This window comes from Novosphingobium sp. HNCC26DJ243 (assembly GCF_057180545.1).
Map to the genome: position 1 here is coordinate 634,800 of NZ_JBXUGN010000001.1, position 22,985 is coordinate 657,784.

The 22,985-nt window shown below is 61.9% G+C and carries 16 protein-coding genes; 9 read left to right on the forward strand and 7 right to left on the reverse strand.

Translation table 11 applies throughout. From position 1 onward, the window contains the following. Positions 1 to 214 precede the first annotated feature (214 nt). The 4 genes from AC2A04_RS03060 (at position 215) to AC2A04_RS03075 (ending at position 4,372) form a co-directional block, all read left to right on the forward strand. Positions 215 to 1,006 carry an IclR family transcriptional regulator gene (locus AC2A04_RS03060; protein WP_484210840.1) on the forward strand — a complete coding sequence of 264 codons (792 nt, stop codon included), beginning with the start codon at positions 215 to 217 and terminating at the stop codon, positions 1,004 to 1,006. A 146-nt stretch (positions 1,007 to 1,152) separates the two neighbouring features. Further along, positions 1,153 to 2,490, forward strand: coding sequence for an MFS transporter (locus AC2A04_RS03065; protein ID WP_484210841.1), 1,338 nt, complete (start codon positions 1,153 to 1,155; stop codon positions 2,488 to 2,490). 48 nt (positions 2,491 to 2,538) lie between these two features. Then, positions 2,539 to 3,312 (forward strand): SDR family NAD(P)-dependent oxidoreductase, encoded by a 774-nt coding sequence (locus AC2A04_RS03070; protein WP_484210842.1) that lies wholly within the window; start codon positions 2,539 to 2,541, stop codon positions 3,310 to 3,312. Positions 3,313 to 3,352: 40 nt separating this feature from the next. Continuing rightward, complete coding sequence (locus AC2A04_RS03075; RefSeq protein WP_484210843.1) at positions 3,353 to 4,372, forward strand: sterol desaturase family protein; 1,020 nt, start codon at positions 3,353 to 3,355, stop codon at positions 4,370 to 4,372. 34 nt (positions 4,373 to 4,406) lie between these two features. On the opposite strand, the gene AC2A04_RS03080 is transcribed toward AC2A04_RS03075, so the two are convergent. Then, positions 4,407 to 5,723 carry an MFS transporter gene (locus AC2A04_RS03080; protein WP_484210844.1) on the reverse strand — a complete coding sequence of 439 codons (1,317 nt, stop codon included), beginning with the start codon at positions 5,721 to 5,723 and terminating at the stop codon, positions 4,407 to 4,409. Between the two features lie 207 nt (positions 5,724 to 5,930). Between AC2A04_RS03080 and AC2A04_RS03085 the strand changes: the two genes are divergently transcribed. Further along, complete coding sequence (locus tag AC2A04_RS03085) at positions 5,931 to 7,202, forward strand: MFS transporter (protein WP_484210845.1); 1,272 nt, start codon at positions 5,931 to 5,933, stop codon at positions 7,200 to 7,202. Positions 7,203 to 7,206: 4 nt separating this feature from the next. On the opposite strand, the gene AC2A04_RS03090 is transcribed toward AC2A04_RS03085, so the two are convergent. Next, on the reverse strand, positions 7,207 to 8,730 hold the full coding sequence (locus AC2A04_RS03090) for a carboxylesterase/lipase family protein (RefSeq protein WP_484210846.1): 1,524 nt from the start codon (positions 8,728 to 8,730) through the stop codon (positions 7,207 to 7,209). A 242-nt stretch (positions 8,731 to 8,972) separates the two neighbouring features. On the opposite strand from AC2A04_RS03090, the gene AC2A04_RS03095 reads away from it, so the two are divergent. After that, a complete protein-coding gene (locus AC2A04_RS03095) occupies positions 8,973 to 11,819 on the forward strand; it encodes a TonB-dependent receptor plug domain-containing protein (RefSeq protein ID WP_484210847.1) in 2,847 nt (948 codons plus the stop codon). Positions 11,820 to 12,039: 220 nt separating this feature from the next. Continuing rightward, positions 12,040 to 13,881 (forward strand): tannase/feruloyl esterase family alpha/beta hydrolase, encoded by a 1,842-nt coding sequence (locus AC2A04_RS03100; protein ID WP_484210848.1) that lies wholly within the window; start codon positions 12,040 to 12,042, stop codon positions 13,879 to 13,881. Positions 13,882 to 13,969: 88 nt separating this feature from the next. Here the strand turns inward: AC2A04_RS03100 and AC2A04_RS03105 are convergent, their stop codons facing one another. The 4 genes from AC2A04_RS03105 to AC2A04_RS03120 are packed head-to-tail and all read right to left on the reverse strand — an operon-like array spanning position 13,970 to position 19,453. Continuing rightward, positions 13,970 to 16,534, reverse strand: coding sequence for a TonB-dependent receptor (locus AC2A04_RS03105; protein WP_484210849.1), 2,565 nt, complete (start codon positions 16,532 to 16,534; stop codon positions 13,970 to 13,972). 34 nt (positions 16,535 to 16,568) lie between these two features. Then, positions 16,569 to 17,045 (reverse strand): aromatic-ring-hydroxylating dioxygenase subunit beta, encoded by a 477-nt coding sequence (locus AC2A04_RS03110; protein WP_484210850.1) that lies wholly within the window; start codon positions 17,043 to 17,045, stop codon positions 16,569 to 16,571. Then, positions 17,042 to 18,298: an SRPBCC family protein gene (locus tag AC2A04_RS03115; RefSeq protein WP_484210851.1), complete on the reverse strand. Its 1,257-nt coding sequence runs from the start codon at positions 18,296 to 18,298 to the stop codon at positions 17,042 to 17,044. Before AC2A04_RS03115 ends, AC2A04_RS03110 begins: the two co-directional genes overlap by 4 nt. Positions 18,299 to 18,325: 27 nt before the next feature. Further along, entirely contained in the window at positions 18,326 to 19,453 is a 1,128-nt protein-coding gene (locus AC2A04_RS03120) for an NAD(P)-dependent alcohol dehydrogenase (protein WP_484210852.1), read from the reverse strand. A gap of 231 nt (positions 19,454 to 19,684) precedes the next feature. On the opposite strand from AC2A04_RS03120, the gene AC2A04_RS03125 reads away from it, so the two are divergent. Further along, complete coding sequence (locus tag AC2A04_RS03125; RefSeq protein ID WP_484210853.1) at positions 19,685 to 21,136, forward strand: aldehyde dehydrogenase; 1,452 nt, start codon at positions 19,685 to 19,687, stop codon at positions 21,134 to 21,136. A gap of 67 nt (positions 21,137 to 21,203) precedes the next feature. Here AC2A04_RS03125 and AC2A04_RS03130 read toward each other — a convergent pair whose 3' ends face one another. Beyond that, positions 21,204 to 22,121 (reverse strand): LysR family transcriptional regulator, encoded by a 918-nt coding sequence (locus AC2A04_RS03130; protein ID WP_484210854.1) that lies wholly within the window; start codon positions 22,119 to 22,121, stop codon positions 21,204 to 21,206. A gap of 125 nt (positions 22,122 to 22,246) precedes the next feature. Here AC2A04_RS03130 and AC2A04_RS03135 point away from each other — a divergent pair, with 125 nt between their 5' ends. After that, the gene (locus AC2A04_RS03135; RefSeq protein WP_484210855.1) at positions 22,247 to 22,981 is read left to right on the forward strand and encodes a hypothetical protein; all 735 of its coding nucleotides are present in this window, start codon (positions 22,247 to 22,249) and stop codon (positions 22,979 to 22,981) included. The last annotated feature ends 4 nt before the right edge of the window (positions 22,982 to 22,985 follow it).

A 22,985-nucleotide genomic window follows, 5' to 3' on the forward strand; every position in this document is an offset into this window, starting at 1 on the left:
CATCACCATCGCTATTCCCGTGTTTTATCAGTAAAACTGATCATTTAATAAGCGAACGCGAGTGGCGGGGCAAGAGAATGATTATTCCCAACCCGGTGGACGGGGATCAAACGGCTGCATCGCGGAAACCTTGTGCAGAGCGGATCGAGTGAATATGCAACCGCCAGCGCATTGGCCAACCAGAGCCAATCACACGTTTTCGGGATTTCGATCAGTGACGGACAAGGAAAAGACGGCCAGCCCTTCGCAGCCTCGCACCTACTCGGCGCCGGCGCTCGACAAGGGGCTGGATATTCTCGAACTGCTGTCCGGCACGGAACGATCGATGTCGCAAAAGGACATCGCCCGCAGTCTCGGTCGCAGCGTGGGTGAAATTTACCGCATGCTCGCCTGCTTGGTCGGGCGCCACTACGTCGGCGTCGCGGACGACAGTTATCATCTCACCAGCAAGATGTTCGAACTGGCTCACAAGCATCCCCCGATGCAGCGCCTGCTGATCGAGGCCCGCCCGATCATGCAGGGCCTGTCAAGCCAGCTCGAACAGTCCTGCCACCTTACAATCTACGGCCGGGGCCGCCAGATCGTGATCGAAAAGGTCGACGTATCGAGCGGCATGGGCTTCAGCGTCAGCGTCGGTGCTGAACTGGAACTGCTGGTCTCGGCATCTGGCCGTATCCTTCTGGCGTTTCAGGAAGCCGAGACGCGCAAGCTGTGGATCCAGCAAGCACTGCAGCGCCATGCGCAGGAAGTCGATCCGCAGATCGACACGGTGCTCGATTTCATCCGTTCGCGCGGCTTCGAGTCTGCGCCGAGCAGCCAGATTCGCGGACTCTATGCCGTGAGTTGCCCGATTTTGGACACCCAGGGCCACGCGATTGCAGCCCTGACCGTGCCCTATGCCGACCGCATCGATCTCGCTTCGCGAAGATCGATACCCGACGTCGAGGCGGCGCTTCAGGAAGCGGCATTGCGCGTCTCCGAACGCATCGCGGGTAAACGCGACTAGCCTGAATCCAGAACGGTCCATTTGCGCACCCGGTCGATCATGGCCGGGAGCAGCAGCGCGCCATTTGACACGCCCCTTCAAATATGGAATTTGAGATTTCCATATAAATGGCAGCGAGGTCATCGCGCGCCAGCGGGGATGGTTTGATGGATCTTGCGCATCCGGGCACGGCGGCCCGAACGGAAAATGGCGGGCAGACCCGCATGGCAACGCGCGCGGCTGTTGCCAGTTCGATGGGGTCCATCCTCGAATGGATTGATTTCACGACCTACGGTGCGCTTGCTGCCACAGTCTTTCCCAAGCTGTTCTTTCCCACACTGAGCACGCAGTCTGGTCTGCTCGCGGCGTTCGCAACGTTTGGCGTCGGCTTCTTTGCCCGACCCCTGGGTGGAATCTTGTTTGGAGCGCTCGGGGACCGCATCGGGCGCAAGTCTGTCCTGCTCTACACCCTCACCCTAATGGGCCTGTCCTCTTTCCTGATCGGCTGCCTGCCCGGTTACGCCAGCATCGGAAACTATGCCCCGGCTTTGCTCATCCTGCTCCGCTTTCTTCAAGGCGTGGCCCTGGGCGGTGAAGCGACCGGTGCCCAGTTGCTCACCATGGAGCACGCCCCGCAGCATCGCCGCGGCCTGTTCGGCTCGCTGATCAACCTTGGCAATTCGGCAAGTGCCGCCGTCGCCAACGGCGCGCTCTTTGTCCTGTACGCGATGCTCGGCGAAACTGCGTTCGAAAGCTGGGGTTGGCGGATTCCGTTCCTGCTGAGCTTCGTCCTGGTCCTTCTCGGCCTGTACATCCGGCGCCGGGTTAGCGAGACGCCGGCCTTCGAGCAGCTCAAGGAGCAGAAGGCTGCAGCCGCGCTGGCCGAGACCAAGGCTCCACGCAGCCGCATGTCCCGTGCCGACGTGCTGACCACCGCCCGCCTGATCATCGTGTGGCTTTGTCCGGCATGTTGCTTCCACGTTATCAATGTCTTCACGCTGGGCTACCTGACCGGCACGCTGCAGCTATCTGGGCAGACCGCCTTCCTTTGCATGACACTTGCCAACGTTCTCGCGATGGGATCGATCGTTGTGGGGGGCACTGCCAGCGACCGCTTCGGTCGCCGCCGCACCATGCTGTTCTCATCGGCGCTCACGCTTTGTGCGGCACTGGCCTACTTCCCTCTGCTCAACACCGCCAACTGGCTGTTCATCGGTCTCGGCATCATTTTCTTCGTGTGCAGCCTCCAGATCCAGTCGGGCGTGCAGCCGGCCATGTTCGCCGAGCCCTTCTCGACTTCGGTACGCTATACCGGTTCGGCGGTGGCCTATACCGGTGCAAACCTGATTGCGGCCGGGCCAGCGCCGTTCGTTGCATCATGGCTGCAATCGATCGGCGAGGGCCAGACCTGGCCCATCACGGCCTATCTTGCCGGTGTCATCATCATCTCGGCCACCGGCGTGCTCGCGAGCCCCGAGACCAAGGATTACGACCTTGCGCGCTGAGCGCGTCCTGCGCGCCCTCAGCCACGAACTAGCTTTCGGAGTACCCAAGTGCTTTTGACCAACAAGATTTGCGTTATTGTCGGAGCCGGATCGCCACGAGGCATAGGCTACGCCGCTATGCAGCTATTCCTCGATCACGGCGCCACCGTCATTGGTTGCGATCGCAAGATGGATGACGAGCGCAAGGCGGGCCTGCTGTCAGGCTTCGATGCGGCGATTGTCGCCGAGGGTCGCGTCGACTTCATGGGCTGTGACATTACCAGCGCCGATGACTGCGCCCGCGTCGTCGCCGAAGTGACTGCGCGCCATGGGCACGTCGACAGCGTAGTGAACTGCGCAGGGATCGTGGAATCACGCGGCACGCTCGACATAGATGCCGCAAGTCTCGACACCATGCTCGGGGTCAATCTCAAGGGCGCCTTCATTCTCAACCAGGCCTTCGTGAAGCAGTTTGCCGAACAAGGTTTCGGATCGATCGTGAACGTCGCTTCGGTTGCGGCGCAGCGCGGCGGCGGACTCGTTGGCGGCAGCCACTATGCTGCATCCAAAGGCGGCATGATCAGCCTCACCCGGTCGCTCGCCCGCGAATTCGGCCCCAAGGGGGTGCGCGCGAATGTCGTCTGCCCGTCGATGACCGAAACAGGCATGCTGGACGATACGGTCAGCGCCGAGATGCACGAGCGCGTCGTCGCCGATATTCCGCTGCGCCGTGCCGGTCGGGCGATCGACATCGCCGGCGCCTGCCTGTTCCTCGCGTCAGACCTCTCGGCCTATGTTACAGGTGCAACCATGGACGTTAATGGCGGTAGTCACATCCACTAGGCAAATAGCCTGAAACGATCCGGAACGAAGGAACGGCACAATGGACGGCAGCGCAATCGATCAGGTCTTCTCGGCAATTCGTGAAGCCTATTGGGGCCTGTTTTTCAGCGTGCCACTGGTGCTTGGCGGCATCGCGCTGACCGGCTCGCTGTTTTACTTGTGCTTTGTCAGGCCAAGCATGCAGGACCGCTCGTTGCGCGGCTGGATCGCCTATCTGTTCCCGCGTGAGATGTACACGAGCCGCTCTGCCATCGTCGATCTGAAGGTCTGGATTCTCAACGGCCTCCTGTTCATCCCCCTGTTCGAAGCCTGCGTGATCATCTTCGGCCTCGCGGCAGGTATCGGATTTGTCGATTTGTTCGAGGATTGGTTCGGTCCCGGGCCCAGCCTCTTTGCAAGCCTCTGGGCCATTGTGGTCGTGCAGTTCCTGGGCTTCTGGTTCGGACAAGGGATCGGCCAATATTCCGGCCATCTGGCGCTGCACCGCGTCCCCGTCCTCTGGGCCGTCCACCGGGCGCACCATTCGGCGGAATCGGCAAATCTCTTTGCGTTTCTGCGCAGCCATCCGCTTGAGCACTTCATCAATGGATCGACGCGGGTTGCCGGAACGGCTGCGGGCATCGGCCTTGCGCTCTATCTGACCGGCAGCAAGCTCCTGCCAGAGACTGCCGCGACGATCTTCTGGTATAACGTCGCCTATGTCCTGATCGGATTCCGCTCGGTCGATCACCTGCACATCCCGGTGTCTTACGGGAAGGTCCTCGACGTTCTGGTGGGATCGCCGATCATGCATCAGGTCCATCACAGCGCCGAGGACCATCATCGCGACGTCAATATGGCAGGTGCCGGTTACCTGTATGACTGGATGTTCGGCACGCTCTATGTCCCGGCGAAGGGCGAGACCTGGCGCTGGGGCCTGAACGACGACGAACTGGGCGACGCAAATCCGCACAACACGCTGAGAGGTTTCTTCCTTGAGCCGCTCGCCACCATGCGAAAGGAGTTCATCGCGATCCTGCCCAGACGAAAGACCAGGGCACCGGACCACCATCAAGCCTGATGCGATGGCGGTCGGGATGCATGCAATGCCCTGCCTAGCGAGGCCGCAGTTTCCCCATCGCGAAAATCGCAATCGCTGCGAATACCGCCGGGATCGCAAGCAGCGTGATCGTGTTTGAGGCTGCCCAGCCGTGGGCCATGGCCAGTCCACCCGCAAGACTGCCGACGATCGACCCGGAGCGACCGACCCCGTTCATCCAGCTGACCCCGGTCGCGCGGCTGCCCGTAGGGTAGAAGCCCGAAGCAACCGCCTGCACGGCGATCTGTCCACCCGAAACGCATAGTCCTGCGCCAAAGGCAGCAAAGGCCTTTACACCTACGCTCTCGGCCGCGCCGCCCAGCAGGGCGATCGCAACAGCTCCACCGAGGTAACCGACGGTCAGGACCACGTTCTCGTCGAACCGGTCCATCAACTGCCCGAGCAGGACGCCACCGACAGCACCGCCGACATGAAATCCCGTGGTGATCAGGGCGGCGTCCGACTTGCCCAGCCCTGACTCGGTCAGGATCAGCGGCAGCCAATTGCCGACGAGGTAGATTACCAGCAAGCTCATGAACGTCGTCGTCCACAGCAGCACCGTGCCGGCGGCCATGCCGCCGGTGAAGAGTTGCGTAATCGGGGCACCGGGTGCCGCCTCGCTGGCCACGAAGCGGGCACCTTCCGCGGCCGGTGCGGATTTCATCCGCGCGACGATTGCCGCGATGCGGCTGTTCGCATCGCCCTTGAGCGCGAGAAACCGGATAGACTCGGGCAGTACGAGCAGCAGAACAGGCGCAAGCAGCAAGGGCGCGATGCCGCCCGCGATCAGGACCGAACGCCAGCCAAACGTCGGAATAAGGCCCGCAGCAATCAGGCCCGACGATGCCATGCCCACAGTGAACCCGCAGAACATCAGCGTGACCAGCGATCCCCTTCGATGGTCAGGACTGTATTCGGACGCCAGCGTGATCGCATTGGGCATAGCGCCGCCAAGTCCCAGCCCGGTCATGAACCGCAGAATGGTCAGGCCGGTCATGGTGCCCGAAAAACCCGAAAGCAGGCACATGGCGCCAAACAGCGTGCACGTGAAAACAAGGATCGGCTTGCGGCCAAAGCGGTCCGACAGAGGTCCGAAGACGAAAGATCCGACCAGCAGTCCGGCCAGCCCGGCCATCATGAGGACCGTCAGTTCAGTGGGGCCTGCGCCCCATTCGGCGCGAATGGCCGGTGCCAGAAAGCCGATGACGGCGGTGTCGAATCCGTCAATGGCAACCACCAGAAAGCAGATGGTCAAGACAAGTCTTTGCAAGGCTGAAACCGGCATGCCGTTGATCATGGCCTGCACGTCAAGCGATTGATTTTTTTCCGACACTGGCATTCTCCCGAACTGCCTTCTTCTATCTTTTTCCGTCAGTTCGGCGCGCAAATGGAATTGCAAATGCGCGCGACAGACCATGACTCATTCACAGGTAAATGATTGACGCCGGATGCGAAAGAACTAACCTGTCGCCGAGCTCCTTTGGCGGTTGTCAGGTCCTTCTTGACCATTCCCGCAGCCCCGCAAAGCCATCAGGTACAAATGATCCGCCGCCAGACCCGCATTCATCCGGCCATACTCGTTCTGGCCGTAACATTCCTCGCAATGCTGGTTTCAGCCGGGGTGCGCTCTGCCCCGGCCGTGCTGATCCTGCCGTTTGAGATGCATTTCGGATGGTCGCGCGCAGCGGTGTCGTTCGGCGCCGCTTCGGGCATACTGTTGTATGGCCTTACCGCCCCCTTCGCCGCCGCATTGATGCATCAGGTAGGCATCCGAAAGACCATGCTCTGCGGCCTGGCATTGATGACCATCTCGTCCTTCGCCAGCCTGTGGATGCACGAATACTGGCAGTTCATGCTCACCTGGGGGCTGCTGTCGGGCGTCGGCTCCGGGGCGGTGGCGTCCGTGCTCGGCGCCGCGATCGTCAATCGCTGGTTCTCCGCAAGGCGGGGTCTTGCAATGGGTTTGCTCGGTGCCAGCACCGCGACCGGCTCGCTGGCGATCGTGCCGATCCTCGCATGGCTCTCGACCGAGGGAGACTGGAAGCCGGTAGCCGTGTTCGTGACGGTCTGCTGCGCCGTGCTGATCCCGGTCGTGGCCTTGCTGGTGCCGGAAAGCCCTGCGGACAAGGGCGTGGGGCGCTTCGGAGAGAATGAGGCGCCAGTCGAAACAGTTTCGGCTCCGCGCGAGAGCTGGATGGCCTTGGCAGTGCTGAAGCGCGCGGCCAGAAAGCCGACGTTCTGGCTGCTGGCTGGATCATTCTACGTCTGCGGCCTGACCACGAACGGCTTGGTGGGTACGCACATGATTGCCTATTGCGGTGATCACGGCATTGCTCCGGTTGCAGCTGGCGGACTGCTGGCGGCGATGGGCATGTTCGACCTGATCGGGACCACCGGTTCGGGCTGGCTCACGGATCGCTACAACCCGCGCCACCTGCTCGCGCTCTACTATGGCGTCCGCGGGCTATCGCTGCTGATGCTGCCGTTTCTGGATTTCACGACCCCGGGCCTCGCGATCTTCGCCCTGCTCTATGGTCTCAACTGGATCGCCACGCTGCCGCCCACCGTGAAGATCGCGAACGAGGAGTTCGGCGAGGCCGAGGGCCCCATCGTCTACGGCTGGGTCCAGGTCGCCCACCAGCTGGGCGCGGCCAGCGCCGCCTATGGCGCAGGCCTTGCCCGTCAGGTCACTGGCCATTATGATCCCGCCTTCATGGCCGCAGGGACGGTCGCCCTCGTTACCATGGTGGTCATGCAGATTTCGGCGCGTCGTTCCAAAACTCTGGCGCGCTCGTCCCGCCTCGCCGCCTGAGCATCTAGCCGCCGCCGCGAAGCAAATCGTCGCAGGCTCTCGAGCCGATCCGGTCCCGGGTTGCCCTGCCCTCGCCAAAGCGGATGCCGGTCCGTCGCTTTGCTGAATAGACCGGCCATTTCACAAGGCCCATCCCGTTCGGGTTACCCGTGCGGGCAAAGTTCGTCCAGTATCGGATGACGGTATCGGACAGGCGCGCCTCGTCGGCATTGAAGGGGCGCGTCGACAATACGCCCCCGTCCCTGTCCGGATTTCCGAAAGTGTACGTCAGGTCTGACGAATGCCGGACCGCCGCTTCGCCCGGACTGGGCTGCGCGAACTCATAAAGCCATGCCCGATCCGCTGCATCGGCCATTTTACGCGATGGGCAACCGAACATCAGATCGGTCATCAGCTGCTCGCCCAGGCTGCCGTGGCGCACGGTGTCTGTCTTCCTTGCGTAAGCCTGCAGAACCTTGGGCCCATTCTTTCCGAAGTTCTGCCCTGCCACGGTCCGGACCTTTTCGTCGGTCAACGCCATCGGCATCTCGCGCGAGGCATTGCCCAGCAGAATGGACCGTCCCTTGAGCCCACCCTGGCCGAAGATATCTGCGGGCACGCCGGGAAGCACAACGCCATCGACCACTGGCGAGAGCCGCAGCATATCTTCGCCTGGACTGTCGGCAAATGCGTTCCAGCGCGCCATCAGTTCCTTGGCGCTTGTCTGGCGCAACTCCGCCACGGTGCCAAATGCACGGTTCGCGTCCTGCGCTTTTTGCAGGTTCTCGGGCCGGCCCAGCACGGTCCCATAAGGCGCCCCGCTTTGCAGGATCGCCTTGCTGAAAAGTCCCCGGGCTTTCGGAGAAGCCAGCAGGAAGCCCACGCTTGCCGCCCCTGCGGACTGGCCGAAGATCGTCACGTTACCGGGATCACCGCCAAACGCGGCGATGTTGTCATGCACCCACTGCAAGGCGGCAATCTGATCGAGCAGGCCGTAATTGCCCGAGATGCCCTGAGGACTTTCGGATGACAGCCCTGGATGCGCGAAATATCCGAAAACGCCCAGCCGGTAGTTGACGGTGACCAGCACGACCCCGCCCCGCGCAAGCTTCTCACCGTCATAAAGTGGGGAGTTTCCGGCACCTCCCAGAAATGCGCCACCATGAAACCACACCATGACCGGCAACGTCCCGTTGTGATCGGGCCTCCAGACATTGAGGTTCAGACAGTCCTCGCTGGCGCGGGCTGCATCGATAGAGTTCCAGCCCTGATCGGGCTGCATGCAAGCATTGCCAGGCTTGCTCCCATCGCGAACTGCGGTGAATGCCGGCGTCGGCTCTGGCGCGCGCCAGCGAAGTGGTCCCACGGGCGCCTGAGCGTAAGGGATGCCCTGAAAGGCCTCGCCTCCGGCAAAGGCAGTGCCTTCTACCGTACCTGCCGGAGCAACGACCCTTGGTTGCAGTGCCTCGGCATTCAACGGACCACCTGTCGCCAAAAGCAATGCGGCGAGAGCCAGTGTGTTTGCAAGCGTCCCGTGAATCTTGCTCATCCCGAATCCTCTTCCCGGACCGATCGCGGAGATTTGCGCTCGCCTGATCCGTTTCATGTGACTGACCTCGCCGCCATTCCGGACGTTGCAGATTTGCCGCACCTGCCGCGTAAACACGATCCGCTACCAGCAGAATGTGCACTTCACACCTGAAACACCTAGCAGAATCTCACTTTTTATAATACGTAACGCCTTGCATCGTGTGCAAACGGCTTAATGTCCGACAACCAGGGGAGGTTACCATGGACAAGACAAAGATGACCCTGCTCGCCAGCATCAGCTTGGCGGCAATGACACAGCCTGCGTTCGCCCAGGAAGCACAGGCGGACGCGGCAACGGCCGCCGAACCTCAGATCGTCGTGACCGGCAGCCGCATCACCGCTAACGGTGACAGCATGCCCACGCCGGTGACGGTTGCGCCGACCGACCTGTTGCTCAAGACCAGCCCGACGAACTTGCCGGACGGCCTCAACAAGATGCCGATCTTCGCGCTGTCGCGCGGCACGGCCAATCTCAACAATCCGACCGATAACTTCACCGGTAACTATCTGAACCTGCGTGGCTTCGGCATCAACCGCAACCTGGTTCTGCTTGATGGTCACCGCATGGCTCCCACGAGCTACACCGGTGCTGTCGACATCAACACGCTTCCCCAGATGCTCGTGCAGCGGGTCGAAGTCGTGACCGGCGGCGCGTCGGCCGTCTACGGTTCGGACGCCGTATCCGGCGTAGTCAACTTCGTACTCGACAAGAAGTTCAACGGGCTCAAGGTTGCAGGCCAGTCGGGCATCTCCAGCCGTGGCGACGCCTTCTCGTGGCGCGCAGGCGCGGCTTACGGCACCAATTTTGCCGATGACCGCGGCCACTTCATGGCCAGCTATGATCATTTCAAGCAGGACGGTCTCGACGACAAGGAATCGCGCAGGAACGGTCGTGCGATCTATGCGGTTGCCGGCAGCGGCACCTCGGCCGATCCGTTCCGCCTGATCACCAATGCCCGCAACGCCTTCATCAGCTTCCAGGGCAACGCCTACACTCCGGCATCGCCGGTCGGCGAAATCTTTACCGAAGATGGCCGCCTGCGCTTCCCCACGTTTGGCACCCCGCAGGGCGGCGCGCTGTTCAGCGGCGGCGACGGTTTCTACGGCAAGGGTTCGTCGGCTACCGCCGATCTTGAGACCGATCAGGCCTATGCACGTCTCGACTATGACCTGACCGACGACGTCAACGTCTATGTCCAGGGCAACTATGCCCAGGCCCGCACGTTCAACAACTTTTACCCCAATCTGCTCTTCCCGATGCTGGTGCCGACCAGCAACGCCTTCCTGCCCGCCGATACACAGGCCAAGCTGGGCGGGCCCGTGTTCCTTTTCGCCCGCGTGTTCGATTCCTCGCAGTATGCCCTCGGCGTTCGCGCGAAGTCGGAAAGCTGGCTGGCTGCAGGCGGCCTTAACGCCAAGGCACTGGGTCTCGACTGGAACCTGCACTATCAGCACGGCGTCAGCGCGACCGTGAACACGCAGGTCAACAACGTCCTGCCGGGCAACCTCGCGGCATCGCTTGATGCAGTGGACGAAGGTCTAGCCAAGGGCGGCGCTGCGAATGGCAACATCGTCTGCCGCGTAAGCGTGACCAACCCCGGCGTCTATCCGGGCTGCGTTCCGCTTAACGCTTTTGGTGCTTCGGCGGCGAGCCAGTCGGCTGCGCTCGACTACATCACCGGGGACAACTTCAACCGACCCGAGTTCACAATGGACAATGTCGAAGCCAGCGTAAGCGGCACGGCGTTCGACAACTGGGCAGGCCCGGTACGCTTCGCTCTCAGCGCCGAATATCGCTCGCTGAAGCTCGACGTGACCACCAACTCGCCGAGCGGCGTCTTTGCCGATTGCACTGGCCTGTCGCCGTTCCTCTGCACCCCCGGTGCGACGCCGGTCTATCGTGACGCGCAGATCACGCCGATTAGCGTGAAGGAAGACGTCAAGGAAGCCGCGTTCGAATTCGACTTCCCGCTGCTCAAGGACAGCAGCGTCGGCTCGTTGAATCTCAGCGGTGCTGCACGCTACACCGACTATTCGATCAGCGGTGGCGTCACCACCTGGAAGATCGGCGGCGACTGGCAGCTGACGGACAGCCTGCGCTTCCGCGGGACGCGTTCGCGCGATATTCGTGCACCCAGCCTCTATGAACTGTTCCAGCCCGCGACCAACGCTCGCAGCGGTTACCAGGATCTTCACACCGGCACGTCCGGCTCGGGAACCGTGGCAATCGAAACCGGCGGCAATGACAATCTGGTACCCGAAAAGGCTGATACGCTCACCTTCGGTGGCGTCTTCCGTCCAAGCAGCCTTCCCGGCTTCAGCATCGCGATCGACTACTACAGGATCAAGATCAACAACGCGATTTCGCTGATTGATGGTCGTCAGCAATCGATCCAGAAGCTGTGCGAAGACAGCAACGGCACCAGCCCGTTCTGCTCGCTCTATGAGCGTCCGCTGCCGTTCAGCGATCGCAGTGCGGCCAACTTCCCGTCGCTGGTCAAGTTGACCACGCTTAATGCCTCTTCGGTCAAAACCTGGGGCATCGATGGCGAGATCAACTACAGCTTTGGCGTCGGTTCCGACGGCAAGATCGATCTTCGCGGTCTGGTTGGCTATCAGCCAGAGTACACCACGATCCTCGTCCCGGGCGCTACGCCGCAGCTTGGTGCAGGCGCGGGTGCTACCCAGTCGACCGGTGGTGTTCCCAAGCTCCGTCTGACCGGCTTCATCGGTTACAGCACACCCGATTTTGCGATCGACATCCAAGAACGCTGGCGCTCGTCGCTGAAGTGGGACGCAGACCGTACGCTGGTCTTCAACATCCCCGATGTGCCTTCGGTTGCCTATACCGACATTACGTTCACGGCATACTTCGGCCAAAGCAAGGACAAGCAGTTCTTCCTGTCGGTCCAGAACCTGTTCGACAAGAACCCGCCGGTCTATCTGACCTCGGGCACGTCGGGCACGCCGGCCTTCTCGTTCCCAGCCGTGTCTGGCGACGATATCATCGGTCGCTACATGACTGCCGGTGTGCGCCTCAAGTTCTGACGCGCAGATCAAGCGAGCACAAAAGGGTCCCCTTGCGGGGGCCCTTTTTTGTTGTGAATTCGGTGACTTGGTAAGAGCCTTTCTCTTGCAAATCATCGAACACGTTGCCTAAAATGCAACGCACGGCCTTGGGCGGGCGAAGGCCCAAACACCCAGCATCAAGTGCCCCTACCCTATTTGGCGCCGCCCCGGCAGAAGGCGTGGCGCAGGAGAGAAACAGATGTCTCAAGCAGATAAGCCTTCGCGCCAGCGCTTCGCGTCCAGGTTGTTCGCCATCGGAGGCCTTTCGGCTGCGCAAATCGCGCTGGTGGCACCGGCATGGGGGCAATCCGTTGCTCCCAGTGGCCAGCCGCAGTGCGACGCTTCGATCGCACAGACCTTCAAGCCCGACGATGCGACACGGATTGTCCAGGTCGCACACTTCAGGAAGGGCGACACGATAGGCTTCGGGACCGCGCAACCGGCAGGCGCTTCTGTTGCCGCCGCGGACGTCTGCATGGTCAAGCTGATCGTCGGTCCCGGCAATCCAGGCCCGGCCGGTGCGGCATCGACCTCCGAAGGCATCGGCATCGAGATCTGGCTGCCCGATCGCGCCAACTGGAACGGCCGCTTGCACGCGCTCGGCGGTGGCGGTTGGCAGGGCGGACCTGCAGGCGTTGCAGGCGCAGTCGCCAATCCGATGGCAGCCATGGTTGCCATGACCGAAGGCGCGGTCTCCTCGACAACCGACACGGGTCATACAGTCATGAATGGCAGCTTCGCCGTTCTGCCCGATGGCTCGATCAACAGCCGTCTCTGGACCGACTTCGCCTCACGTGCGATCCACGAGCAGGCGGTCAAGTCCAAGGCACTTGCGGCATTCTACTATGGCAAGGCGCCGAAATATTCATACTGGGAGGGTGGCTCCACCGGTGGCCGGCAGGGACTGAACCTCGCCCAGAACCATCCCGAGGATTTCGACGGGATCATCGCACTGTTTCCGGCGCTGAACTGGACCCGCTTCATCACCGCGGAGCTCTATCCCCAGGTCGTAATTCAACGCGATCTTGGTGGCCGTGCGCTGACCAAGAGCCAACTCGACCTCGTATCGAACGCAGCGATTGCTGCCTGCGACAGCGTTGGCGGCGAGCATCTTGGATATATCGTCGACATAGCCACCTGCCGCTACGACCCCAGCAAGGACAAGGCCGTGCTCTGCGCGTCCGAAGGCGGCACCAACTCAACCGGAGACTGCGTCAGCGTTGCGGAGGCACGGGCCCTGAACAAGGTCTGGTACGGCATGACATCGGACGGCAGCGTGCCCGATCCCGCCGTCGACAATGGCTGGAACCGGACCGATCGCAATCTCGCCACGAAGCGCAATCGGCGTCACTGGTTCGGCCTTGCGCGCGGCACCACGCTCTACCTCAACTACCCCGGCTTCGAGGGGCTGGTTAACCCCGACCACCCCTTCTCGATCGCCACGCACGTCGTGGCCCTCGAGATGCAGAACCCTGCCATCGCCGAACCGATGTTCCAAAGCGCGGCGGGAAGCGGACAGTCGAAGTGGAAAGACCTGACCTACGCGCAACTCGCCGGTGCCTATGCGCGCGGCCTCGCGCTCCAGCCCAAGTTCGGCAATATCAACACCAACAATCCCGACCTGACCGCCTTCCGCAAGCGCGGCGGCAAGTTGCTGACCTGGCACGGCATCGCTGACGAGGTGATCCCCGTCCAGGGCTCGATCCACTATTACAACGCCGCAGCACGCCAGATGGGCGGCGTCGACCGCTTGCGTGATTTCTACCGGCTTTACCTCGTTCCGGGCCTCGGCCACGGCACGCCGAATGGCACGTCTAACCACGCGGCGGTCATTCCCAATTTTGCGCCAGGGCAGATGTACGATGTCCTGACCGCGTGGGTCGAACAGAAGACTCAGGCTCCCGGCGCACTGACGCTCAAGGCTGGTGAAGGCGCGGCCGCACGCAGCATGCCGATCTGCCCCTACCCCGAGAAGATCACTTACGTGAGTGGCGATGCAAAGCAGGCCTCGAGCTACACCTGCATTCGCCCCAAGCGTTGAAGTACCGTCAACGCCTGTCGGGACGCTGACATGAAAAAGCCCCCCGGAGATGTCTCCGGGGGGCTTTTCTTTCAGGCTACGGCCCGGCTCAGAACTTGAAGCCGAGACGCGTGAACCATTCGACCGGACGGTTGTACGAGCCGACGATCGCACCGAACGCAGGAATGGCGCTGCCGGAGGTCACGAAGCGTTCGTTGGTCAGGTTGGTCCCGCCGACGGTCAGCGTGTAGCGTTCCGAAGGATCGCGATACGCAATGCTGGCATTGAGCAGCGAAACACCGGGACGATTGAGCACGAACGTGCGCTCGACGTTGTTGGTCTGCGACGAGATGTAGGTGTAGTCCGCCAGCAGGGTAACAGTCCCGCCATTGGCCAAGCCGATCTCGTAGCGTGGGCTGAAGTTCACCTTCCACTTCGGCGTCTTGGGCAGCACGCTACCTACAACTGCACCAGCCTGGAGCGCGCTCGGACCGCTGGTGACGGCAACGGCGGGATCAAGCTTGGTGTAGTAGGCGTCGGTGTAGCCAAGAGCGAAGTTCAGCGTCAGTGCGGGCACCGGCTGGGCCACGACCTCGAGCTCGGCGCCCTTGATCTTGCCGTCGCCGACGTTCGCGATGGTCGGCGAACCGCCCACCTGATAGTTCAGCTGGATCGCGTTGTAGTTCGTCTGGAACACCGCAGCGTTGATCTGCAGACGACGATCGAGCAGCGTCGACTTCAGGCCGATTTCGAAGGTCTCTGCCTCTTCCGGCTTGAAGCTGCTGACGAAGGTCTGCGGCGTCGAGTAGCGCGTCGTCCAGCCGCCGGTCTTGTAGCCCTGCGACCACGAGCCATAGAGCATCACGTCGTCGTTCGGGTGGATCTGCACACCGACCTTGGGCGAGAAGTCATTGAAGCTCAGGTGGTTGATGCCACCGGGATAGATGCGCAGCGGGTTGCTGGGATCCGGATAGTTGTTGGCCACGCGGCAGCTCACCCCACCGATGGTTGCATTCGGGAAGATGTTGCCGGCAAGGTCGGAACAGGGGGCACCCGCAAGCTTGTAGAACAGCCCGCTCAGCTCCTGCTGGCCGCCTTCGAAGCTCTTGCTTTCGTGCGTGTAACGGCCGCCCAGCGTGATCCCGATGAGATCGCTGAAGCGATAGTCGATCTGGCCGAATGCCGCATAGGCATTCGTTTCGAGCCAGTTCGGACCGTCGATGACATAGATGCCTTCACCCGAGATCACGTAGTCGGCAAGATAGCCGCTTTCGTTGAAGTAGTAGCCGCCAAGCACGTAGTTCAGCTTGCCATCAAGCGCGCTGCCGACGAGCTGCAGTTCCTCACTGAACTGCTTCTGCTTCTGCTCAAAGCTGTAGGTCGACATGTTGATAGGCGAACCATCGCCGTCGAGGCCGCTGACCCAATGGCTCTTGCGGAACGAGGTGATCGACTTGAGCATCGCGTCATCGCTGACGTCGAATTCAAGAACGCCCGTGAAGCCCCAGTTCTTCAGGTGCGAGAAGTTGTTGCCCGTCGCGTAGGTGGTGTCGCGGTTGTTGGTGATGAACCGGTTGTCCCACGGCAGCAGGTCGTTGTTCGGGTTTGCGTCTGCGTTCACGCCGGCGAGCGTGTAGAGACGATTCACCGGGAAGGTTTCGTTGCGGTGGATCGACGGCAGCTGCGTACCCGACGAGTTGCACATGTTGATCAGGCCGATGGCCGTCAGCGTGTCAACCGGCGTGCTGATGCAAAGGTTGTAGAGGTTGCCGAACAGGCCGCCCGGATCGCCATTGGTCGTCTGCAGCAGCTTCGTCGGCGCCGTGCCCTTGGTGTAGGCATAGTCGCCGCCGAGGGTGAAGCGGAAGTTGCCACCGTCGTACTTGACCTTGCCGCGGATCGTGCGGTTGTCTTCGTCGCCTTCGCGCGAGGGCGATTCATAACCGGCGGCGGGATAGACCGTGTACGGTGGCGAATTTGCAGCAAGCGAGCCAGGGAAAGGCAGGCGCTTCATGTAGCCGTTGCGGGTCTTCACATCGACGGTGACCATCGAATAGAGGTTCTCGGCCAGCGGAACGTCAACCGACGCACGAGCCTGGAACAGGTTGAAGCGACCGACGGTCACGTCACCGCGAACGCTGAATTCCTTGCCCGGATCGCGCGTGACGATCGAGACCGCGCCACCGATGGTGTTACGGCCGAACAGCGTGCCCTGCGGACCCTTGAGGATTTCGATGCGCTCGACGTCGAGCAGGTCCTGGTTTGCGCCAACCGAACGGGCGAGATAGACGCCATCGACGTAGACGCCCACGGCGGGGTCGATGTTGAATGCAAAGTCGCTGGCGCCGATGCCGCGGATCGAGGCGGCAAGAACCGCGGTCGAAGCGGTGAACGAAACGCCCGAGTCCAGGTTGACGTTGGGCGAAAGCGCCGCAAGCTGGCTGACGTTGCCAACGCTGCGTTCTGCCAGCGAGTCACCGGCGAACGCGGAAATGGCGATCGGAACATTCTGGACGTTTTCCGCGCGCTTCTGCGCGGTAACGACGATCTGGCCGATGCCGGAAGTTTCTTCAGCTGCAGTTTCCTGCGCGAAGGCAGGGACACTGGCGCCTGCGAAACACGCAACAGAAAGCAGCGCCGGCACCGCAGTGCCGGACAGGAATGTCCTTTTCATGTTAATCTCCCCTATTTGATTATTTGCCCAAGACTTAAATTGGATAGATCAGCGAATTCGGAATGATATCATTGTCGAAAACGCAGAACTTCTGCGAATATTTCAATTTATCTCCCTCATAGACCACACGGTCGATGTATCGTCCCACGCTGTATACTTCGGCCGGAAAATCCCGCTTCGTCCGGAATACTGCGTAGTTTGCCTCGACATTGATGATCCCGTCTTCACTCACAGTGATGGACGGAAGGCCGATGACGTGGCGCTGGTAGTAAGGCGCGTGGAAGATCGTGCTTTCCACGCCGTAGATGCGATCCTTCATCATCGCCTTGCCCTTGAGCGAGAGCGTGCTCAGCGGCAGATCACGATCGAAGTTCTCGCGGGGCACGACCCGGTACCACGCGTTTTCGGTGAAGAACTCGGGCCACTCGTCGTAGTGGGCCCCGTCGATGCAGGCACCATAGGCAGCATAGAGGTCGGCCACGTCGTGGCGGAGTTGGATGTCGACGCTCACAGTTCCATCACCTCCCGCCAATAGCGGTACATGCCGCGAATGAGGGTCTCGGTGACCATGTGGTCGCTCGGCCCCACGCCCACGCCATCGAGTTCGCAAATCGTGCTGAACGCTTGGTCCTGCACGAAGCCTTCCTGGCTGAACTCGATAACTTCGCCATCATCTGCCGACACGAAGCCGGCCGGACCGAAGAGGTTGGCCTGCCGCAGGCGACGCTCGACCATTTCCTCGTCGTCGTCCTCGAACCCGAAGTGCGTCCAGACGAAGTCGAACTTGTCGGGCCCTGCCGGAATGATCTGGCGGGTAGAAAGCGAGTTCACCTGCTGCTGGAAAATCACGTTGGGGAACACGGTAGTCATGCAGACTGTATCGTTGCCCCACCACGGTTCGTGCACGATATCGAGCAGCAGCGGTTCGTTGAGCTGCATGTTTTTCCGGAAGCTGGTGACGCCTTCCTCGATGTTCTTTGTCACTGCATCGCTGCGGCGCGAGATCATCGCGGCGTGGCGATGGTGCTTGTCCATCTTGAGGCGCGATTCGTTATCGGCGCGCCACAGGCCGAACGTCACGAACCAGGTATGCAGCAAGCCCGGATGATAGGGGTCCTTGATGTTCTCCATCATCAGCTTCCAGTTGCCCGGAATGCGCTGGCGATTGTAACCAAGCAGGGTCAGCTTGCGACCGTTGAACGTGCGGTCGAAGCAGGCCAGGATGTCCTCGCCGAGGTACTCCTCGAGCGGTTCGACATCGTGATCGAAGCAGGCGAAGACCACCCCGTTGCGAACCGCGACCTTGAGGCGATTCAGCCCGTGATCATCGAGACTGAAGTCCTCGGGCATTCCGCCATTGCCCTTCACACCATTGCGGAAGGGCACGCCCAGCAGCTTGCCGTCGTAGTTGTAGTTCCACTGGTGATAAGGACAGACGAGCGTCTTCACCTTGCCGGTGCGCTCCTGGCAGAACCGCATTGCGCGGTGCGCGCAACGGTTTTCGAGCACGTTGATCTCGCCCTTGCGGTTGCGGATCATGATGACCGAACGCTCACCGACCGAGGTCCGCTTGAAGCTTCCCGCCTCGGGCACCTCGATCTCGAGCCCGACATAGCTCCAATGCGGGCCGTAGAAGATCCGCTCAAGCTCGCGCTGGTAGATTCCCTCGTCGGTGTAGACGGGTGAAGGGATCCGGCTGGACCCTTCCCCATCCCACGCGGGCAAGGTCTGCCCGTCCAGGCCTTCGCGCCTGTTAGAAGTCATAGCATTGTCCCAGTCTGACTAAAGGCTTCAGACCGTGCCGATGCGCAGGACGGGCTTGATCGTCTTGCCCGTTTCGCTGTCGGCGATGGCCTGATTGATGTCTGCGAAATCGTACTGCTTGATCAGTCGATCGAAGGGGAAACGCCCCTGGCGATAGAGCTCGATCAGAGTGGGGATGAACGTTGCAGAGATGACGTCGCCCTGGACGATGCCCATCACGCGCTTGCCGGGGATCATCACGCCCATGACGTCGACCTTCACTTCCGAGCCGAGCGGCGGCGCACCGACGATGCCGCAGGTCCCGAAGATGCCGAGGCAGTCGATTGCCTGGCGAAGCACCGCGCCGACGCCGCTGGCTTCGAGTGCGAAGTCAGCACCCTTGCCGGTGATTTCCTGGATCTTGGCGACCGCATCGACTTCCTTGCCGTTGATCGTGTGCGTCGCACCGATTTCTGCAGCAAGGGCAAGACGTTCGGGATTGATGTCGACAGCGATGACCTTGGTCGCGCCGGCAACCTTGGCTGCCATGATTGCGGCGAGTCCCACGGCACCGATGCCGAACGCCACGAACGACGAACCCGGCTTCACCTTCAGCGCCTGCAGGACAGCACCCGCACCGGTCTGAAGGCCGCAACCAAGCGGAGCCAGCAGGTCGAGCGGCAGGTCCTTGGGCACCTTGACCACATTGCGCATGTTGGCCAGCGCATATTCGGCGAACGAGGACTGCGCGAAGAAGTGGTCATGGATCGGCGCGCCGGTCGAATCGGTGATACCGGTCGAACCGTCGGCGCGGCTCCCACCAAAGCACTGGGGCAGCACGTTCTCGCAGTGAGCGGGGTGGCCCGAATGGCACAGATCGCAGCTACCGCACCAGGCATAGCTCATCACGACGTGATCGCCGGGGACGACATTGGTTACCGAACGGCCGACCGCCTCGACAACGCCACTGCCTTCATGTCCGAGTACTGCGGGTAGCGGCATGGGGAGCAACTGGTCGCGAACCGAAAGGTCGGTATGGCAGATGCCGGTGGCAACGATCCGGACCAGCACCTCATCATCGGCTGGCTCGCCAATGCGAACGTCCTCGATTGACATCGCTCCGCCCTTTTCGCGGACGATGGCTGCCTTGATGATCCTGCTGTCGTGAATGCCCAACGATCTTCTCCCGTATACACTGTCCCGGCTTGCAGGACTCGCGCCCCGCAGCGCTCCCGGTTTGATCGGGAGTCGCCACCAGATGATGTTATCGCTGCCAGAAATTTTTATTTGGCGCAATCCTTTTTATATTATACAAATGGCTCATGGACAGCGTTGACCGGCCGTAAGAGGTTGGCCAAGCGCTGCTTTGTCTGTGCAAAACGGCCCGAGCCGATTGGGGAGAGTAACATGGAAGTGCAGCTGCTGATCGACAACAAAGCGGTCGCTGCGGGCGATGGGAAGACCTTCGAACGCCGCAACCCTGTGAGCGGTGAAGTAGTCACGCGCTCGGCCGCTGCCGGCGTTGCCGACGCAGCGCGGGCCGCGGCTTCCGCAGGAGAGGCCTTCAAGTCGTGGTCCAAGACCGGCCCCACCGAACGTCGCCGCGTGCTGATGGCCGCTGCCGACCGTCTCGAAGCCAAGATCGGCGATATCTCGCAGGCCATGGCCGCAGAAGTCGGCGCATCGGGCCTGTGGGGCGGATTCAACGTCATGGCCGCTGCCAACCTGATCCGCGAAGCCGCATCGCTGACCACGCAGATCCAGGGCGAGACGATCCCGACCGACAAGCCCGGCACCCTTTCGATGACGCTGCGCCAGCCGGTCGGTGCGATCCTTAGCATCGTGCCCTGGAATGGCCCGGTCATCCTTGCATGCCGCGCCATCGCCTACCCTATCGCATGCGGCAACACGGTCGTCTTCCGCGCCTCGGAGATGAGCCCGAAGACCCACGCGCTGATCGCCGACGCGTTTGTCGAAGCAGGCCTGCCCGAAGGCGTCCTGAACTTCGTGATCAACGCGCCCGAAGATGCCGCAGATGTGATCGATTGCCTGATCTCGCACCCGGCCATCCGCCGCGTGAACTTCACTGGCTCCACCCGCATCGGCCGCATCATCGCCGAGAAGTCGGGCCGCAATCTCAAGCGCTGCCTGCTCGAACTGGGTGGCAAGGCACCGTTTGTCGTGCTTGACGATGCCGACATTGCAGGCGCGGTAAATGCCGCAATCTTCGGCACTTTCCTGTATCAGGGCCAGATCTGCATGTCGACCGAGCGCTTCGTCGTGGACGAGGCTGTTGCCGACGAATTCGTTGCAGCATTCGCCGCCCGCGCCGCGGCGCTGCTGGCCGGCGATCCGATGGTCAATCCCGCCTGCGTGATTGGCCCGATGATCGACGCCTCGTCGGGCACGCGCATCAACGCCATGCTTGACGATGCCCTCGCCAAGGGTGCGAAAATCGTCGTCGGCGGGTCGGCAAATGGTGCGGTGATGCCCGCCACGATCGTCGATCACGTCGTTCCGGGCATGACGATCTACGACGAGGAAACCTTTGGCCCGGTCACCACGATCGTCCGCGTCAAGGGCGTCGAGGAAGCGATCCGCGTCGCCAACGACACCGAGTACGGCCTCGCCGCCGCTGTCTTCGGACGCGACGCGACGCGCGCGCTCAACGTCGCGCGCCAGATCGATGCAGGTCACGTTCACGTCAACGGCGCGACCGTCCAGAACGAGCCGCAGGCCCCTTATGGTGGCATGAAGAACAGCGGCTACGGACGGTTTGACGGCCGCGCCGTGATCGACGAATTCACCGAACTCAAGTGGGTTACGGTCGAGCCCTCGGACCAGCCCTACCCGGTCTGATCCTCGCAGGACCAGACCCTTCGAGATAGCAGGGGGGCAGCCAGCCGGCTGTCCCCCTTTTTTCATGTCATGACCCCGCGCGCCGCGCGATGAAGCCCTCGAGAAACGTTGCAAAGGCCTTGACCCGCGGCGCCTCGGCGCGCTGCGATGCCCGAACCAGCCAGAGGTCGCCGCGCACGCAGCGCAAGTCGGTGAGCAAGGGCACCAATCGTCCCGCCGCCACTTCATCGACCACCGCATAATCGGGCAGTTGCGCGATCCCGAGTCCAGCCATCGCGGCGCGGGCCACTGCCTCGCCATCGTTGAAGACAAGGCCGGCAGGTATCTCGCGATCGTACTCCACGCCGTCGAATGACCATCGCTCAAGCATGCCGGTGGTCGGATAGCGGAAGCGGATGACTTTGTGCTGCCAGAGTGCTTCCAGCGTTGCGGGCATACCGCACTCGGCCAGATATGCGGGCGAGGCGCAGAGCAGAAAGCGGTGCTGCGCCAGCTTGCGCGCAAACAGGCCGCTGTCTTCGAGAACCCCGGTCCTGACCGCAAGATCGTAGCCACCTTCGACGAGATCGACCTTGCGATCGTCAAGGCCGATTTCAAGTTCGATCCCCGGGTACTCGGCGATGAACTCGCCCAGGTTCGGCACGACCAGCATGCGTCCCAGTGTTGCCGGAAGGCTGACCCGCACCCTACCGACCGGTGCCGCGCGTTGCGCGGCCAGCATGCCCTCGATATCGCGCAGATCATCCAGCAGGCGGCTCGCGCGATGGTAGAGCTGCTCGCCCTCGAAGGTCATCATCACCTGCCGCGTCGTCCGCGTGAGCAGGCGCACCCCAAGCCGGGCCTCCATCCGCGAAACCGCTTTGCCCACAGCCGAGGCCGAAAGACCGAGCCTTCGCGCCGCAGCGGCAAATCCCCCAGCCTCGACGGTCGCGACAAATGCGGTGAGACCGGATATGGATTCGACGCTGGCGATTGAAGACATCATGTCCGCTCTGTTCCGCGCGAAGGCCCTATTCCGTCAACTACAAACATCTGTAAATGTGGCGCGCGATCCAAATGCATCGCCCGTCGGTCTCGTCGGAGCGGCACCAATCCATTCCTGAGGTTTCCATGGCAATCTTCCGCACCAAATCGAAGCCACACCCGGCAGGACTTCTTGATCCTCGCCGGATCGCCGGTATCGCATTGGTGCTGGGTGCGACCACGGCGCTTGCCAGGCCGCCGGTCGGACAATTCGCCCTTGCCGACATCACGCCGCACAATGTCGACGTCGCACAGGACAAGGACGGGCTGCGAGTCTCGATGCCGCGCCAGTTCTGGCAGGACCCGGCGCGCGAAAAGCTTTCCGACCGTGACTTCATGGCGCTGCTCCCGGTCGACTTCTCGGACGGCACGATCGAGGCCGAAATCATGAGCACCGTCGATCCGCAGGCACCCGCCTTTGCCCGCGGTTTTGTGGGCTTTGCGTTCCGTGTCGCGGATGGTCGTTTCGAGAAGATCTACCTTCGACCTACAAACGGCGTCGCCGATGACCAGGTCCGCCGCAATCATTCGATCCAGTACGCGGCCTTTCCCGACTATCGTTTCGATCGCCTGCGCGCCGAATCTCCTGAACGCTATGAAACCGCTGCAGACATCGCACCCGGCCGATGGATTCACGTCAGGATCGAAGTATCCGGCGCGAAGGCGAAGCTGTATCTCGACCGCCGCTCCAACCCGACCCTGATCGTGAACGACCTCAAGCTAGGTGCCGACCGCCGGGGCAAGGTCGGGCTGTGGATCGAGAGCGGCACCATCGCGCACTACCGCAAAATCAGGATCACGCCCGCGCGCTCGGCCGGTTAAGGCA

Coding starts and splice junctions, on each gene's coding strand:
- AC2A04_RS03065 (WP_484210841.1), top strand. CDS start 1,153: ATGGATCTTGCGCATCCGGGCACGGCGGCCCGAACGGAAAATGGCGGG.
- AC2A04_RS03075 (WP_484210843.1), top strand. CDS start 3,353: ATGGACGGCAGCGCAATCGATCAGGTCTTCTCGGCAATTCGTGAAGCC.
- AC2A04_RS03085 (WP_484210845.1), top strand. CDS start 5,931: ATGATCCGCCGCCAGACCCGCATTCATCCGGCCATACTCGTTCTGGCC.
- AC2A04_RS03090 (WP_484210846.1), bottom strand. CDS start 8,730: ATGAGCAAGATTCACGGGACGCTTGCAAACACACTGGCTCTCGCCGCA.
- AC2A04_RS03095 (WP_484210847.1), top strand. CDS start 8,973: ATGGACAAGACAAAGATGACCCTGCTCGCCAGCATCAGCTTGGCGGCA.
- AC2A04_RS03100 (WP_484210848.1), top strand. CDS start 12,040: ATGTCTCAAGCAGATAAGCCTTCGCGCCAGCGCTTCGCGTCCAGGTTG.
- AC2A04_RS03105 (WP_484210849.1), bottom strand. CDS start 16,534: ATGAAAAGGACATTCCTGTCCGGCACTGCGGTGCCGGCGCTGCTTTCT.
- AC2A04_RS03115 (WP_484210851.1), bottom strand. CDS start 18,298: ATGACTTCTAACAGGCGCGAAGGCCTGGACGGGCAGACCTTGCCCGCG.
- AC2A04_RS03125 (WP_484210853.1), top strand. CDS start 19,685: ATGGAAGTGCAGCTGCTGATCGACAACAAAGCGGTCGCTGCGGGCGAT.
- AC2A04_RS03130 (WP_484210854.1), bottom strand. CDS start 22,121: ATGATGTCTTCAATCGCCAGCGTCGAATCCATATCCGGTCTCACCGCA.
- AC2A04_RS03135 (WP_484210855.1), top strand. CDS start 22,247: ATGGCAATCTTCCGCACCAAATCGAAGCCACACCCGGCAGGACTTCTT.